Here is a 13,632-nt window from a genome sequence, read left to right as displayed (position 1 = left end):
GAGGAAATTATGCCTGTAACAAAAAGAAAAGTTGGAGATGTTGACAAAAATGTAAAAAAAACCACTGTAACAACACAATCATCTAATTCAAAATTTGATGAATTTCAAAAGCATCTTATGACAGGTATTAGTTACATGATTCCTGTTTTAATTATGGGTGGATTATTGGGAGCTTTATCACAATTAATACCATATGTTTTTATGGGAATTGACCCATCTATGTCTATAGTAGATGCTATAAACACAGGTTCTTATTCTGCTAGTTCAGAAAATATATTGAAATTTGCTTATATACTACAAACATTTGGATTTAAATTATTTGGATTTGCTATACCTATTTTTGCTGCTTTTGCTGCACAATCAATTGGTGGAAAAACAGCTCTTATTTGTGGATTTATCGGTGGTTTTGTTGCTAATAACCCAATAGAAACTTTAAATATAGTAGATGGATCTTATCAACCAGTAGCGCCAGCACCTTCAGGATTTTTTGGAGGCTTATTGATAGCGTTTTTGATAGGCTATTTTGTTAGATTTTTAAATAATCATATCAAAGTTAGTCATAACTGGATGGCATTTAAAACTACATTTTTAATACCACTAATTTCAGTATTAACAACTATGATATTGATGATTTATGTAATAACTCCAATAGGAGCCTTTCTTAATGAATCTGTTAAAAATTTATTAACAAGTGCGGGAAAAAGTGGTGGAATAGTATATGCAATTTTACTATCCTTAACTACTGCATTTGATTTAGGAGGAGCAGTTAATAAAGCAGCAGGCTTTGTTGCTACAGGACTTGCAGTTGATAAAATTATGCCTTTAACAGCTAGGGTTATTGCAATTGTTACACCATCAATTGGACTTGGTTTAAGTGCTCTTTTAGATAAATACATTGTAAAAAGAAGAGTTTACGATAGGCAATTGCGTGAAGCAGCAAAAACTTCTATTTTTTTAGCTTTCATGGGAATAAGTGAAGGTGCAATTCCTTTTGCGTTAGAAAATCCAGCATTTACTATTCCATTATATATGATTGGTGCTTTAATAGGTGCTTTAATTGGTGTTGGATTTGGTGCTGTGCAATGGTTCCCAGAATCTGCAATATGGGCATGGCCACTTGTAGAAAATATAGTTCCTTATATCTGTGGAATATTAGTTGGATCTTTGTTTATTGCTATTGTTAATATATTATATAGAAATAACCAAATAAAAAAGGGTAAATTGGTGGTTCAAGAATGAGTGATATAAAAGTTATTGCCCATACTCATTGGGATAAAGAATGGTATTTTACAGACAATAGATCAATGATTTATTCTTTGATTGATTTTGATGAAATAATCGATTATCTAAATAAAAACGATGATATAAAATCTTTTTTACTTGATGGCCAAACGTCTATAATAGATGATTATTTAAAATACAGACCAGAAAATAAAGAAAAATTATATAATTTAATCTCTGCTGGAAAAATTATAACTGGTCCTTGGTATACTCAAAGTGATACATTAGTTATATCAGGAGAAAGTCTTATAAGAAATCTTCAGATTGGTATCGAAGAAGCTTATAATATGGGGGTTTGTCAATCAATAGGTTATCTTCCAGATAGTTTTGGAATGAGTGAACAGATGCCACTAATATATTCTCAAATGGGATTAAAGTATGCTTTTTTTAGAAGGGGAATAGCTGATCATCTTATTAAAGATAGAGAATTTAATTGGGTTAGTCCAAGTGGGGAAAGCATAAAAACATTTAACTTGTATCATTATGGAATTATGGCCTATCCACCTAACGAAGATGATGGATCATATATAGATAATTTAGTAGAAAAATTGAAAAATTTTGGCAATAGAAAACCATATATTTTATTCAATGGTGAGGACCAAAAACCAATTAGAAAAAATATATCACAAATAATAAAAAATACAGACTATGATATAGAAATTTGCTCTCTTGAAGAATCGCTAGATGAAGTTTTTGGGAATATAGATCAATTAAAGGAATACACTGGGGAATTTACTTTTGGGCAGCATTCAAGAACACATAAAAGCATTTTCTCTACTAGAGCAGATTTGAAAAATAGACATAATAGGCTGGAAAGATATCTATCTGAGTTTGTGGAACCACTTAGTTCTATTAGTTATAAGCTGGGATTAAGGTATGAAAGAGAAATCATTGAAGAATGTTTTAAATTAATGTTGCTAAACTCTGCTCATGACAGTATAGGTATGTGTAATTCAGATAAAACAAATAAATTTATAGAAAATAGATATGAAAAAGTAGAGGATATCACTACAAATCTTACCGATTCCATAATGAGAAGAATTGGTGATGGTATAAAAGCATCTGAATTTAATTTTCAAATATATAATACATTACCATACTCTAGAGAAGAATATGTAATATGTGATATATTAACTCCTTTCAAGGATTTTAAAATTATAAGAAATGAAAACGAGATACAATATAATTTAATTAGCATTGATAAAGATAATGCTAACTTAGAAAAATCAATTAAAGAAATAGGTGTTAATAACGAAATTACAAGTAAGCTAAGATCATATGAGGAAATATACAGAGCAAAAATTATAATTTTAGATCAGTTTGCTTCAATGGGATATCAAACTTATGAAATTAAGAAAAGTACTAATAAAAAATTAGCAACTTTTATAACTGATGATAAATTTATTGAAAATGACTTTTATAAAATTAGTATTGATGAAAAAGGACAAATAGTTGTCGAGGGAGATACTAATATAAATAAAATTTATTTGGAAAATAGTGGTGACGAAGGGGATAGTTATGATTATTCATCACCTACTAATGATTTATATTTATCGGAGGGAGAAGTTTTTGATTTAAAAGTAAATAAAGATAAATTATATCAAAAGCTAAGATATAAATTATTAAGAAGTGTACCATCTACTTTAGAAAATAGGGCAAAACATAACCTAGATGAAAAACTTATAACAGATGTTTCTATCACGCTTTATAAAACTAAAAAATATATAGAATTAACTTGTAAAACAGTAAATAATATAATTGAGCATAGGGATAGAATAGTTATTGATACTGATTTAAAGACAAATAACTCTATCGCTGATCAACAATTTGGAACTATTATTAGAGAAGTTGATTATAATAAATATAATAATTGGAAAAATGATAACTGGGATGAAAAACCTAGAGGCATTGAACCTATGGTTTCATTTGCGGCACTTGATGCAGGAAATTCTGTATGTGGGGTTTCTGATGGAGTTAGAGAGTATGAAGTTTTAGATAATAATAAGTTAGCTTTTACTATGTTTAGATCAATTCCTTACTTGGGAAAACCAAATTTAAATGACAGACCTGGAAGAGCCTCCGGGGTATATGAAGTTCAAATGGATCATGCTTTACTTAATAAAGAGATAGAAACAACTGTTTATATTACTGATGTTGAAGATGATTATAGACTTATGCATAAGTTTTCAAAAGAAGTTTTAAATAAGCCGATTAGCTATCAATCAGGTGAAATTTACGATAATACGGATCATTTTGTTATAAGTAAAAATAAATGCTATCCATACGAGTATTCATTACTAGAGGTAGATAAAGCTATATTTTCTACACTAAAACAATCTCAGGATAATAATAATCTTATTTTAAGATTGTATAACCCTTATAGAGATAAGGATATCAATTTTAGAACAACTATTGAAAATGTAAATTATGTAAAAGCTGATGAAATTACAAATGATGTGCATGATAATTTAATTAAACCATGTGGAATAAAGACAATTAGATTTTAATGAGGTAAATATATGAATGACCTAGATGAAAAACTACTTCAATTGCTTATAGAGCAAAGTAACTATATATCTATTGACGAGTTATCAATTCTGCTAGGTTGTTCACGTAGAACTGTATATAATGCCCTTAGTAGAATTGAAAGCTATTTAAAAGAAAATCATATTGAGTATACTTTAGATAAAAAATATGCTAAAGGAATCTTTCTTTGTGTAAACAAAAACAATATTACAATTAAAAATAATGAGTATGACATAATTATTGATATATTTTCAAAAAATAACATTACATTAAAATATTTGATGGAAAAATATTATTTAAGTTATGAAAAATTATCAAAGATTATATTTAAAATCAATGATGAAATTCAGTTATACAAATTAAACATTAATATAAAGCAAAATATAGGTCTGGAATTAAAAGGTAAAGATGATGATAAATTTCTATATATGAGAGATTTATTATTAAAAGTAGAAAATGGATACGAGTCTTTTTCTTTATTATATGATGATAGTACTAATAATCTCGCAATTAGATTAACCAACATTTTTATTGATCAAATGCAGCTGGTTAATGAAATTAGAGAAGCTTTATATGTTCATATTCTTTATCTTTTAAGTGTAGAAAATCCTGATAGTAATGATTATATAATAAATAAGAATTCCTTATATTATAGCCTTGCTAAAGAATCTGCTAAAATATTTGAACAATCCAATTCAACTATTAATAAAGAAGGATTAATAAAATATTTCTATGAATTATATGATAAAATAAATATTTAGATATCAACAATTTTGTAAATATCAAGTCATTAGAAATAATTAATGATTTAAAGAAACATTTTTTTAAAATTGATGATCCTATTTTAGTTGAAAAAAATAATATTTTAAGTCTCAAAAAACACTTAGAGCTAACTTTAGCAAAGCTTAATAAGGGTGAAGATATATTAAATCCATTGCATGATACAATAAAAAATAATTATTCATACTATTACAACGAAGTATTATATGTAATTGATCAATTTAATACTAAAAATAATCTAAAAATCCCTCCTGAGGAAGCTGCATATATAGTAATATATATTATAACTTTGAATCGAACTAAAGAAAGAAAAATAAAAGGAATCATAGTATGCAATTACGGTGTGGGTATTTCCCAATATTTGCACTCCATACTTGAAGACAATTTAGATTGGATAGAATTTGATAATCCGGTTGATATTAATAATTTCCATAAAAATAATTATAATGACTATATTGTGTTTTCAACACTCGATTTAAGTATATCAAATTATATTAAAATACCTATCGATCTTAGTAAATTAGATATAGACTCAATTTCAACTCAGATAAATAAAAAAGACTACTTGAAACTCTTTAAATCTGAATTATTTTATATTAGTAAAGAATTTACTAGAAAAGATGAAGTGATTGAATTTTTAGGTAATAAACTAGAGAAAAAACAATATGTAGAATTTGGGTATAAAGATAGCATTTTTCATAGAGAAGAAATAGCGAGTACAGAAGTTGGAAATGGTATGGTTTTATTACATGGTAACCCAAGTTATATTTTAAAGTCCTCTATCTCTTATATAAAGTTGAATAATGAAATCTTTTGGGATAGTGAAAATGTAAATGTAATTATTTTACTTTCGATATTACCCACGGAATATGAAAGATATAATATTAAGGATTTTTTCAGAAAACTTCATATGATTAAACAATTAAAATCATTTAATAAAATAAATAATTTAGAAGAATTAAAGAGTCTATTTTATAATTAAAAACTTACCATTTAAATATCAATTCATGGTATTAGATGGTAAGTTTTATTTTTATAAAAATTATACTCAAGCTTTACAAAAGGGGGGTAGGTAGAGTAATATATATATAATTTGAAAAAAATTTGAAAAGATAAGGAGAATTATATGGAAACTGCACCTCGTAAAAAGTCACACCTGACTCGCAATATTTTTATTGCTCTTGTACTAGCAATTGTTCTTGGTTTACTTTTGCAAAGTCAAGCAGAGTTTTTAAACTCTTATATTAAACCAATTGGAGATATCTTCCTAAACTTACTTAAATTTATTGTCACACCTATCGTTTTATTTTCTATTATGGGCGGCATCATCTCCATGAGAGATATTAAAAAGGTTGGAGAAGTTGGTGTTTTCACTATCATTTATTACTTTTTCACAACTGCTTTTGCTATTTTAATTGGTCTTGTATTTGCAAATATTGCAAAGAGATTTTTCCCACTTATAGCTACCAAAAATCTTGAATACTCTGTTGAAAATCAAGTTTCACTTGTCGATACTTTAGTAAATATCTTCCCAAAAAACTTCTTAGCACCTATTGTTGAAGCAAATATGCTACAAATTATTGTTATGGCTATTATTATTGGTTTTTCTATACTTTTAATCGATAAAGAAAAACAAGCTAAGGCTATAGAAGCTATTGAAATTGTAAATGACATAAATATGAAGGCTATGGAGCTTATTTTAAAATTATCTCCACTGGGAGTGCTTTGCTTGCTAATGCCAGTTATTGCAGAAAATGGTCCTATGATTATCGGATCTCTTGCTAGTGTACTTTTAGTTGCATATCTAGCTTATGCTTTTCATGCACTTATTGTTTACTCATTTACAGTTAAAACTATGGCAGGGATTAACCCAGTTGAGTTTTATAAGGGTATAGCACCTGCTATGATGTTTGCTTTTTCTTCTGCATCTAGTATGGGTACTCTTCCTATAAACTTAAAATGTTGTGAAGAACTGGGAGCTGATCATGATGTAACGAGCTTTGTATTGCCACTTGGAGCGACTATAAATATGGATGGTACTTCTATTTATCAAGGAGTTTGTGCTGTATTTATAGCTTCTTGCTATGGTATTGACCTAACTTTAGGCCAAATTGTAACAATCGTACTAACTGCTACTCTAGCATCTATTGGTACTGCTGGTGTCCCAGGATCTGGTATGATTATGCTTGCTATGGTACTTCAATCTGTTGGTCTACCAGTAGAGGGAATTGCTCTTGTTGCAGGTATTGATAGAATTTTTGATATGGGTAGAACTACTTTAAATATCACAGGAGATGCTACTGCAGCTCTTGTCAATTCAGCAAGACTTAGAAGAAAAGGTAAAATTGCATAAATTTAGATAAAAAAACAAGCCGTTTTGGCTTGTTTTTTTATTCTGGTCTTATATTTTTAATTGTTTCTACTGAGTGATCCCATTTTTTAGTTTCTTCTTCGTTAAGCTCTAAGTGATATTCTCGGATGATTCCTTGCTTGCCAACTACACATGGGTGACCAATATAGCAAGCTGCTTCTGATGAGTATGAAGAAACTGGAAGGATTGTTTTTGCATCATTAAATATTGTTTCAACAATGATTGCAGCTGAATTTGCAATGCCGTAGGAAGTGTAACCCTTGCCTTTTATAATTTCAAATCCCTTCATCCTAGATGCTTCTTCAATTTGATTTAAGGTATTTTCATCAAGGATTTGCCCAATTGGTTTTGCAGCTATAAAAACTTTTGACCAAGCTACAAATTGACTGTTTCCATGTTCTCCGATTACATATCCGTTTACAGAATCTGGATCAATTCCTAGATACTTTGCAACTGCGTTTTTCATTCTTGCAGAATCCAGGATGGTACCAGCACCAATTACTCTTTCTTTTGGAAGTCCAGTTAGTTTTTGCATATATTCTGCAATCACATCACATGGATTTGTAATTGATACAATAATGCCGTCAAACCCTGATTCTTTTATAATAGGTGCCCATTCTTCTACACATTTTTTGGTGTATTTAAATTCTTCTAGGCGGTCGCTATTATTTTGTAAGATTGTGATATCCCCTGGGGCAAAAATTATGATGTCACTGTCTTTTAAATCTGATTTGCTTCCTGCAACTAAGTTTACATTGCCATTTCTTCTGACAAGAGAGTCTCTGAAGTCATTGATTTCTGCATTTATCAAATCTTCCTTTTTGTCAAAAAGGGCAATTTCATCGCACAATCTTCTTTCAACTAAGGTGTGGGTGGTAGTTGACCCTACATTTCCTAAACCAATTATTGATATTTTTTTCATTTTTCCTTCTTTCTTAATAATTTACGCTATAACTTAATTATAAGATATTTTAGATATATTGTACAAGAAAAGAACCCTGAGGGTTCTTTAAAGATTTATTTATTATCGTAGCCTGGTTTTCCTAATAGTTTAAACATTTGTGTCTTATATTCTTCTACACCTGGTTGGTTAAATGGATTGATGCCCATCATATAGCCACTTACACCAACTGTTATTTCAAAAAAGTAGAATAGTTCTGCAAGTGTTTTTGCACTTACATTTTCAATTTTGATACGTATATTTGGTACATTTCCTTTTACATGGGCGATAGTTGTTCCTTCCATGGCTTGGGTATTTACATAATTCATTGATTTGCCAGCTAGGTAATTTAGACCATCTAGGTTATCAGAATCTTCTTTTATTTCTATATCACGATCGTAATTTTCTATTTCTAGGACTGTTTCAAATAGATTTCTTTTTCCATCTTGGATCATTTGTCCTAGGGAGTGGAGGTCTGTTGAGTTATTTACTGAAACTGGGAATAAGCCTTGACTGTCTTTTCCTTCTGATTCTGCAAATAATTGTTTCCACCATTCTGCAATGTATTGGAGTTTTGGCTCATAGTTTACTAGAACTTCTATTGCTTTGTCATTTTCATAAAGCATATTTCTGATTGCTGCGTATTTTATAGCATCGTTATTTTCAAAATCGCGTACTGTATATTTTTCGCGACCTGCTTTAAAACCTGCCATAAATTCGTCTATATCAACTCCACTTGCTGCAAGTGGTAAAAGTCCTACTGCAGAAATAACTGAAAATCTACCGCCAATATCATCTGGCACTACAAAAGTTTCATAGCCTTCTTTTGTTGCAAGATCTTTTAATGCACCTTTTTGCCTATCAGTTGTGGCATAGATACGGCCTTTAGCTTCTTCTTTGCCATATTTTTCCTCTAAGGCCTCTTTTAAAAATCTAAAGGCAATCGCAGGCTCTGTGGTTGTTCCTGATTTTGAAATTACATTTAATGAGTAATCCTTATCTTTTAGGTAATCCAAAAGTTCTGCCATATATTGACCGGATATTTGGTTGCCGGCATAGATTAATTTTACTTTTTTGTTTGACTTAAAATAATTATCTAGGGCAAAATCAATAGCTTTTATACCGAGATATGAGCCACCAATACCGATAGATACTAAAACTTCGCTGTCAGATTGAATTTTTTCTGCTGCTTTTTTTATTCTTTCAAATTCTTCTTTGTCATAGTCAACTGGTCTGTCTATCCAGCCTAAAAAGTCAGATCCTTCACCAGTTCCATCCAAAAGTGTGTCAAATGATTTAAGCGCTTTTTCTTCGTATTTTTCAAGGTTTTCTAAGTTTATGTTTGTGTAATCTACTCTCATTATTTCCTCCATAAAAACTTTATTCTTCGTTATTATATACCCAGATTTTTATTTGTTAATTTATTTTTAAACAAATATTGTGTACTAATTTGTGAAAAGGTTTTTGACTTTATTGACATATATTTTGATAATACCTATAATAGTTGTAAGTTAGGCAAATATTGCAAAAAATGGGAAGGTTTTATGAAAAAACGCGTTTTATTAACTGGAGGAGCAGGATATATCGGCAGCCACACGGCAGTGGAGCTATTAGATGGCGGCTATGAGGTTATAATTTATGACAATTTGTCCAATTCTTCAAAGATAGCCATCGAAAGAGTCGAAAAAATCACTGGTAAAAATATCAAATTTTATAAGGCTGATATCCTTGACACAGAGTTTTTAAAAAAAGTTTTAATAGATGAAAAAATTGATGTTGTAATTCACTTTGCAGCCTTAAAAGCTGTAGGCGAATCAGTAAAAAATCCACTAAAATACTACCACAACAACCTTACAGGTACTTTGAGTTTGCTAAAAGCAATGGAAGATGTGGGATGAAAACATTATTTTTAGCTCATCTGCCACAGTTTATGGCGATCCGGAAGTGACACCAATTACAGAAGATGTGCCTAAGGGCTTTTGCACAAATCCATATGGATGGTCCAAGTCTTTTATGGAGCAAATAATGACAGACCTACATACAGCTAATCCAGATTTCAAAGTGGTTTTGCTCCGCTATTTTAACCCAATTGGTGCCCACAAATCAGGATTAATAGGTGAAGACCCACAAGGAATTCCAAGTAATTTGTTGCCTTACATTTCCCAAGTTGCAGTAGGCGAACTAGAATATGTTCATATTTTTGGAGATGACTATAAAACTCACGATGGGACTGGAGTTCGTGACTATATCCACGTTGTGGATTTGGCGCGTGGTCATGTAAAAGCTGTAGAAAATTTGAAGAAATTAAATGGAGTTGAGATTATAAATCTTGCAACTGGCAAGGGATACTCAGTCCTTGATGTTATAAAATCTTTTGAAGAAGTAATTGGCAAAAAAATCCCATACAAAATTGAAAAAAGAAGAGCAGGAGACATCGACAAATCATTTGCTGATGCAAGTAAGGCCAAAAAAGTTTTGGATTGGCAGGCTCAGTACGACATAAAAGATATGTGCGAAGATGCATGGAGATGGCAAAAAATGAATCCTCGCGGATATGAAAGAGAGGAAAAAATATGAAAACCACTTTAGTGGTCATGGCAGCAGGGATAGGATCCCGTTATGGTGCAGGAATTAAACAACTTGCAAAAATGGATGATAATGGATACACAATTATCGATTATTCTATTTTTGATGCAAAAAAAGCAGGTTTTGACAAGGTTGTTTTTATAATTAGACGTGATATAGAAGAAGATTTTAAAGAGGTAATAGGCGATAGGATTTCAAAAATAATTGATGTAGAATACGCCTACCAATCTTTAGAATTGCCAGCAGCTTATGAAGTTCCACAAAATCGTACGAAGCCATGGGGAACAGTCCATGCAGTTTTAGCAGCAAAAGACTTAGTAAATGAGCCGTTTTTAGTAATAAATGCAGATGATTATTATGGCAAAAATGTATTTAAAGACTTCCATGAATTTTTAGATGATGCAAATAATCAAGATGCATCCAAATTACAAATTGCAATGGCAGGTTATAAATTAAAAAATACTCTTTCTGACAACGGAACAGTAACCCGCGGGGTTTCTGTAGGTGATTCAGACAATAAATTAGTAAAAATCATCGAGACTCATGAAATAGCCCTAGGAGAAGATGGCAAAATTACAAGTCGTGAAAACTTAGGCAGTGATTTATTAAATCTAGAATCCATTGTTTCTATGAACATGTGGGCTACATTCCCAAAATTTATCGACCTTTGTGAAGAGTATTTTGAAAAATATTTAGAAAAAAATAAAGATAATCTAGAAAAAGCAGAATATGTCTTGCCAGAAATGATAGGTGAGTTTTTAGAAGAAGATATAGCAGAAATTACAATCCTTCCAACAAATGACAAATGGATAGGAATTACCTACAAAGAAGACCTAGCTCCAGCCCAAGAAGAATTTAGAAAGATGCTAGAAAATAAAGATTATCCAGAAAATATTTGGCTATAATAAAAGTCTCCCCGCAGGGAGACTTTTATTATTTATTGGACAAAACTAATTAGTAATGATAATCATTATTCACTATACTAAAATATATAGAGCATAATTTGACAAAGTTTTATTCTAATTATATAATCATTATAGAAATTACATATAAAAAAAATTCCAGGAGGAGATACATATGACTTTAAAAGGTACAAAAACAGCTCAAAACTTAATAACTTCATTTGTTGGTGAAAGCCAAGCAAACATGAGATATACATTAGCAGCAAAAGTTGCTAAAGACGAAGGTTATGTTCAAATTTCAAGAATTTTTGAAGAAACAGCTATGAATGAAAGAGAACACGCTGCAAGATTTTTCAAATTCTTAAGAGAAGAATACAAACTAGAAGAAATCGAACTTAACGAAAATTACACAAAATGGCCAGTAGTATGGCATGATACTTTAACAAACTTACAAGGTGCAATCGATGGAGAAAACGACGAAGCAGAACATATGTATCCATCATTTGCAGATGTTGCTGAAGAAGAAGGATTCCCAGAAATCGCAAGAGCATTCAGAAATATCGCAAAAGTAGAAGAAGCTCACAGAGAAAGATATCAAGCATTAAAAGATAATATCGAAAATGATAGAGTATTCAAAAAAGACGAAGAAGTTATCTGGATGTGTGGTAACTGTGGATACCTATACGAAGGAAAAGAAGCACCAAAAATCTGCCCAGCATGTGCACACCCACAAGACTACTTCGAATTAGCTAGATTCAACTACTAAAATAAAATTTAAAAAGCAAACCCTTTTTTGAGCTGAACCCCAAAATCCGGAATATGGATTGAGGGGTTTTTTTCATGCCAAAATATACAAAAAAATTTAAAATTAAATTAGTTCTGGAGTACTTATCAGGTCAAACAGGTGGACGACCTGCAATAGCAAACAAATACAATATACCTGATAGCACTCTAGAAAATTGGATTAACAAATATAACTCAGGAGGGTTTTACGACTTAACTAAAAAGCAAAATAACAAGAAATACACTAGTGAATTTAAACTATCTGTAATACAATATAGACAAATCAATAATATCTCATACAGGCAAACCGCAGAGCACTTTGATATCACTAATGGATCAGTAATATGTAACCGGGAGAAAGCATATCGAGAACGTGGTTTATCTGGATTAGAAGATAACAGAGGAAGGCCTAAGAAAGATATGTCTAAATCAAAAAAGAAATCAAAGAACGAAAAACCAATAGTTGAGTCTGAAAGAGAAGAACTAATAAGACTTAGAGAAGAAAATAAATATCTAAAGATGCAAATACTATTCGAAAAAAAGTTTCAAGCCTTGCTACTAGAAGAGGAAGCAGAAGCAAGGAAAAAACAAAGATAATACTTCATCTTCTTAAAGAACATCCTGAAACAAAAGCAAGTGAATGGATAAAAGTAGCTAAGCTTGCTAAATCTTCATACTATGAGTGGAAAATTAAATTAGAAAATCCAGAAGACAAAGATAAAGAAGTAAAAGAAGAAATTAAATTAGTAGTTAAAAAAACTAAAGGTAGATATGGCTACAGAAGAGTAAGTACAGTTCTAAGAAACAAAGGCTTAATAGTAAATCATAAAAGAGTTCTTAGAATCATGAAACAAGAAGGGTTACTCTGTACTAAATTTAAAACTAGGTCAAGAAAATACTCATCATACAAGGGTCAAGTAGGTAAAATAGCTTCTAACGTAGTTAATCGTAACTTTAAAGCCAGTAGACCTAATAGGCTATGGTTAACAGATATAACTGAATTTAGAATTAAAGGTCATGAAGATAGACTCTACCTATCACCAATACTAGATGCATACAATAGCGAGATAATTAGCTATACACTAAGTCATCACCCAACAATTAAACTGACCAACTCAATGTTAGACAAAGCAATAAAAGGTATTAGTTCTAAAGACAATTTAGCAATACACTCAGACCAAGGATTCCATTACCAACATAGTTCATGGTCTAGTAAACTAAGAAAACTAAATATAATACAAAGTATGTCAAGAAAAGGGAATTGTCTAGACAATTCTCCGATGGAAAACTTCTTTGGTATACTAAAACAAGAAATGTACTATGGTGTAGAATTTACAAGTTATGATCAATTAAGAAAAGAAATAGAATTATATATCAAATGGTACAACGAAGACAGAATAAAGACAAAATTAAACGGAATGTCACCTGTTGATTACAGATTACATTCCGCTTAAAATATTATT

General features: G+C 30.5%; 11 protein-coding genes and 1 pseudogene. 10 read left to right on the top strand and 2 right to left on the bottom strand.

All coding sequences use genetic code 11. The features are described 5' to 3' along the window. Positions 1-9: 9 nt before the first annotated feature. The 5 genes from ACKRLN_RS07310 (at position 10) to ACKRLN_RS07290 (ending at position 6,940) form a co-directional block, all read left to right on the top strand. Positions 10-1,239 carry a PTS fructose transporter subunit IIC gene (locus ACKRLN_RS07310; RefSeq protein WP_295883809.1) on the top strand — a complete coding sequence of 410 codons (1,230 nt, stop codon included), beginning with the start codon at positions 10-12 and terminating at the stop codon, positions 1,237-1,239. Next, complete coding sequence (locus tag ACKRLN_RS07305; protein WP_416334732.1) at positions 1,236-3,788, top strand: glycoside hydrolase family 38 C-terminal domain-containing protein; 2,553 nt, start codon at positions 1,236-1,238, stop codon at positions 3,786-3,788. Before ACKRLN_RS07310 ends, ACKRLN_RS07305 begins: the two co-directional genes overlap by 4 nt. Before the next feature lie 12 nt (positions 3,789-3,800). Then, positions 3,801-4,568, top strand: a complete 768-nt coding sequence (locus tag ACKRLN_RS07300; protein WP_416334731.1) for a helix-turn-helix domain-containing protein — start codon at positions 3,801-3,803, stop codon at positions 4,566-4,568. 2 nt (positions 4,569-4,570) lie between these two features. Further along, on the top strand, positions 4,571-5,569 hold the full coding sequence (locus ACKRLN_RS07295; protein WP_416335388.1) for a PTS sugar transporter subunit IIA: 999 nt from the start codon (positions 4,571-4,573) through the stop codon (positions 5,567-5,569). A 144-nt stretch (positions 5,570-5,713) separates the two neighbouring features. Then, positions 5,714-6,940, top strand: coding sequence for a dicarboxylate/amino acid:cation symporter (locus tag ACKRLN_RS07290; protein WP_416334730.1), 1,227 nt, complete (start codon positions 5,714-5,716; stop codon positions 6,938-6,940). A gap of 37 nt (positions 6,941-6,977) precedes the next feature. Here the strand turns inward: ACKRLN_RS07290 and ACKRLN_RS07285 are convergent, their stop codons facing one another. Next, positions 6,978-7,880: an L-lactate dehydrogenase gene (locus ACKRLN_RS07285; protein ID WP_203128000.1), complete on the bottom strand. Its 903-nt coding sequence runs from the start codon at positions 7,878-7,880 to the stop codon at positions 6,978-6,980. Positions 7,881-7,975: 95 nt separating this feature from the next. Then, on the bottom strand, positions 7,976-9,259 hold the full coding sequence (locus ACKRLN_RS07280) for a glucose-6-phosphate isomerase (RefSeq protein ID WP_416334729.1): 1,284 nt from the start codon (positions 9,257-9,259) through the stop codon (positions 7,976-7,978). A 183-nt stretch (positions 9,260-9,442) separates the two neighbouring features. On the opposite strand from ACKRLN_RS07280, the pseudogene galE reads away from it, so the two are divergent. From galE to ACKRLN_RS07255, 5 genes and pseudogenes are all read left to right on the top strand, one after another. Then, positions 9,443-10,475 (top strand): annotated as a pseudogene (gene galE, locus ACKRLN_RS07275) (UDP-glucose 4-epimerase GalE). Next, entirely contained in the window at positions 10,472-11,389 is a 918-nt protein-coding gene (locus ACKRLN_RS07270; RefSeq protein WP_416334728.1) for a sugar phosphate nucleotidyltransferase, read from the top strand. The pseudogene galE and the gene ACKRLN_RS07270 overlap by 4 nt, the downstream one beginning before the upstream one ends. Positions 11,390-11,561: 172 nt before the next feature. After that, the gene (gene rbr / locus ACKRLN_RS07265; protein ID WP_416334727.1) at positions 11,562-12,152 is read left to right on the top strand and encodes a rubrerythrin; all 591 of its coding nucleotides are present in this window, start codon (positions 11,562-11,564) and stop codon (positions 12,150-12,152) included. Between the two features lie 74 nt (positions 12,153-12,226). Further along, a complete protein-coding gene (locus ACKRLN_RS07260) occupies positions 12,227-12,766 on the top strand; it encodes a helix-turn-helix domain-containing protein (RefSeq protein WP_416334726.1) in 540 nt (179 codons plus the stop codon). Beyond that, complete coding sequence (locus tag ACKRLN_RS07255) at positions 12,679-13,623, top strand: IS3 family transposase (protein WP_416335384.1); 945 nt, start codon at positions 12,679-12,681, stop codon at positions 13,621-13,623. Before ACKRLN_RS07260 ends, ACKRLN_RS07255 begins: the two co-directional genes overlap by 88 nt. The last annotated feature ends 9 nt before the right edge of the window (positions 13,624-13,632 follow it).

This window comes from Anaerococcus sp. AH8042_DFU013_CI05 (assembly GCF_047936775.1).
Lineage (GTDB): Bacteria > Bacillota > Clostridia > Tissierellales > Peptoniphilaceae > Anaerococcus.
The sequence above is the reverse complement of the archived record's forward strand: the minus strand, read 5'-3'. Positions and strand labels throughout refer to the sequence as shown.

Bases quoted from the DNA above. Each gene is read 5' to 3' on its own strand.
- ACKRLN_RS07310 (WP_295883809.1), top strand. From the start codon at position 10: ATGCCTGTAACAAAAAGAAAAGTTGGAGATGTTGACAAAAATGTAAAA.
- ACKRLN_RS07305 (WP_416334732.1), top strand. From the start codon at position 1,236: ATGAGTGATATAAAAGTTATTGCCCATACTCATTGGGATAAAGAATGG.
- ACKRLN_RS07300 (WP_416334731.1), top strand. From the start codon at position 3,801: ATGAATGACCTAGATGAAAAACTACTTCAATTGCTTATAGAGCAAAGT.
- ACKRLN_RS07290 (WP_416334730.1), top strand. From the start codon at position 5,714: ATGGAAACTGCACCTCGTAAAAAGTCACACCTGACTCGCAATATTTTT.
- ACKRLN_RS07285 (WP_203128000.1), bottom strand. From the start codon at position 7,880: ATGAAAAAAATATCAATAATTGGTTTAGGAAATGTAGGGTCAACTACC.
- ACKRLN_RS07280 (WP_416334729.1), bottom strand. From the start codon at position 9,259: ATGAGAGTAGATTACACAAACATAAACTTAGAAAACCTTGAAAAATAC.
- ACKRLN_RS07270 (WP_416334728.1), top strand. From the start codon at position 10,472: ATGAAAACCACTTTAGTGGTCATGGCAGCAGGGATAGGATCCCGTTAT.
- rbr (WP_416334727.1), top strand. From the start codon at position 11,562: ATGACTTTAAAAGGTACAAAAACAGCTCAAAACTTAATAACTTCATTT.
- ACKRLN_RS07260 (WP_416334726.1), top strand. From the start codon at position 12,227: ATGCCAAAATATACAAAAAAATTTAAAATTAAATTAGTTCTGGAGTAC.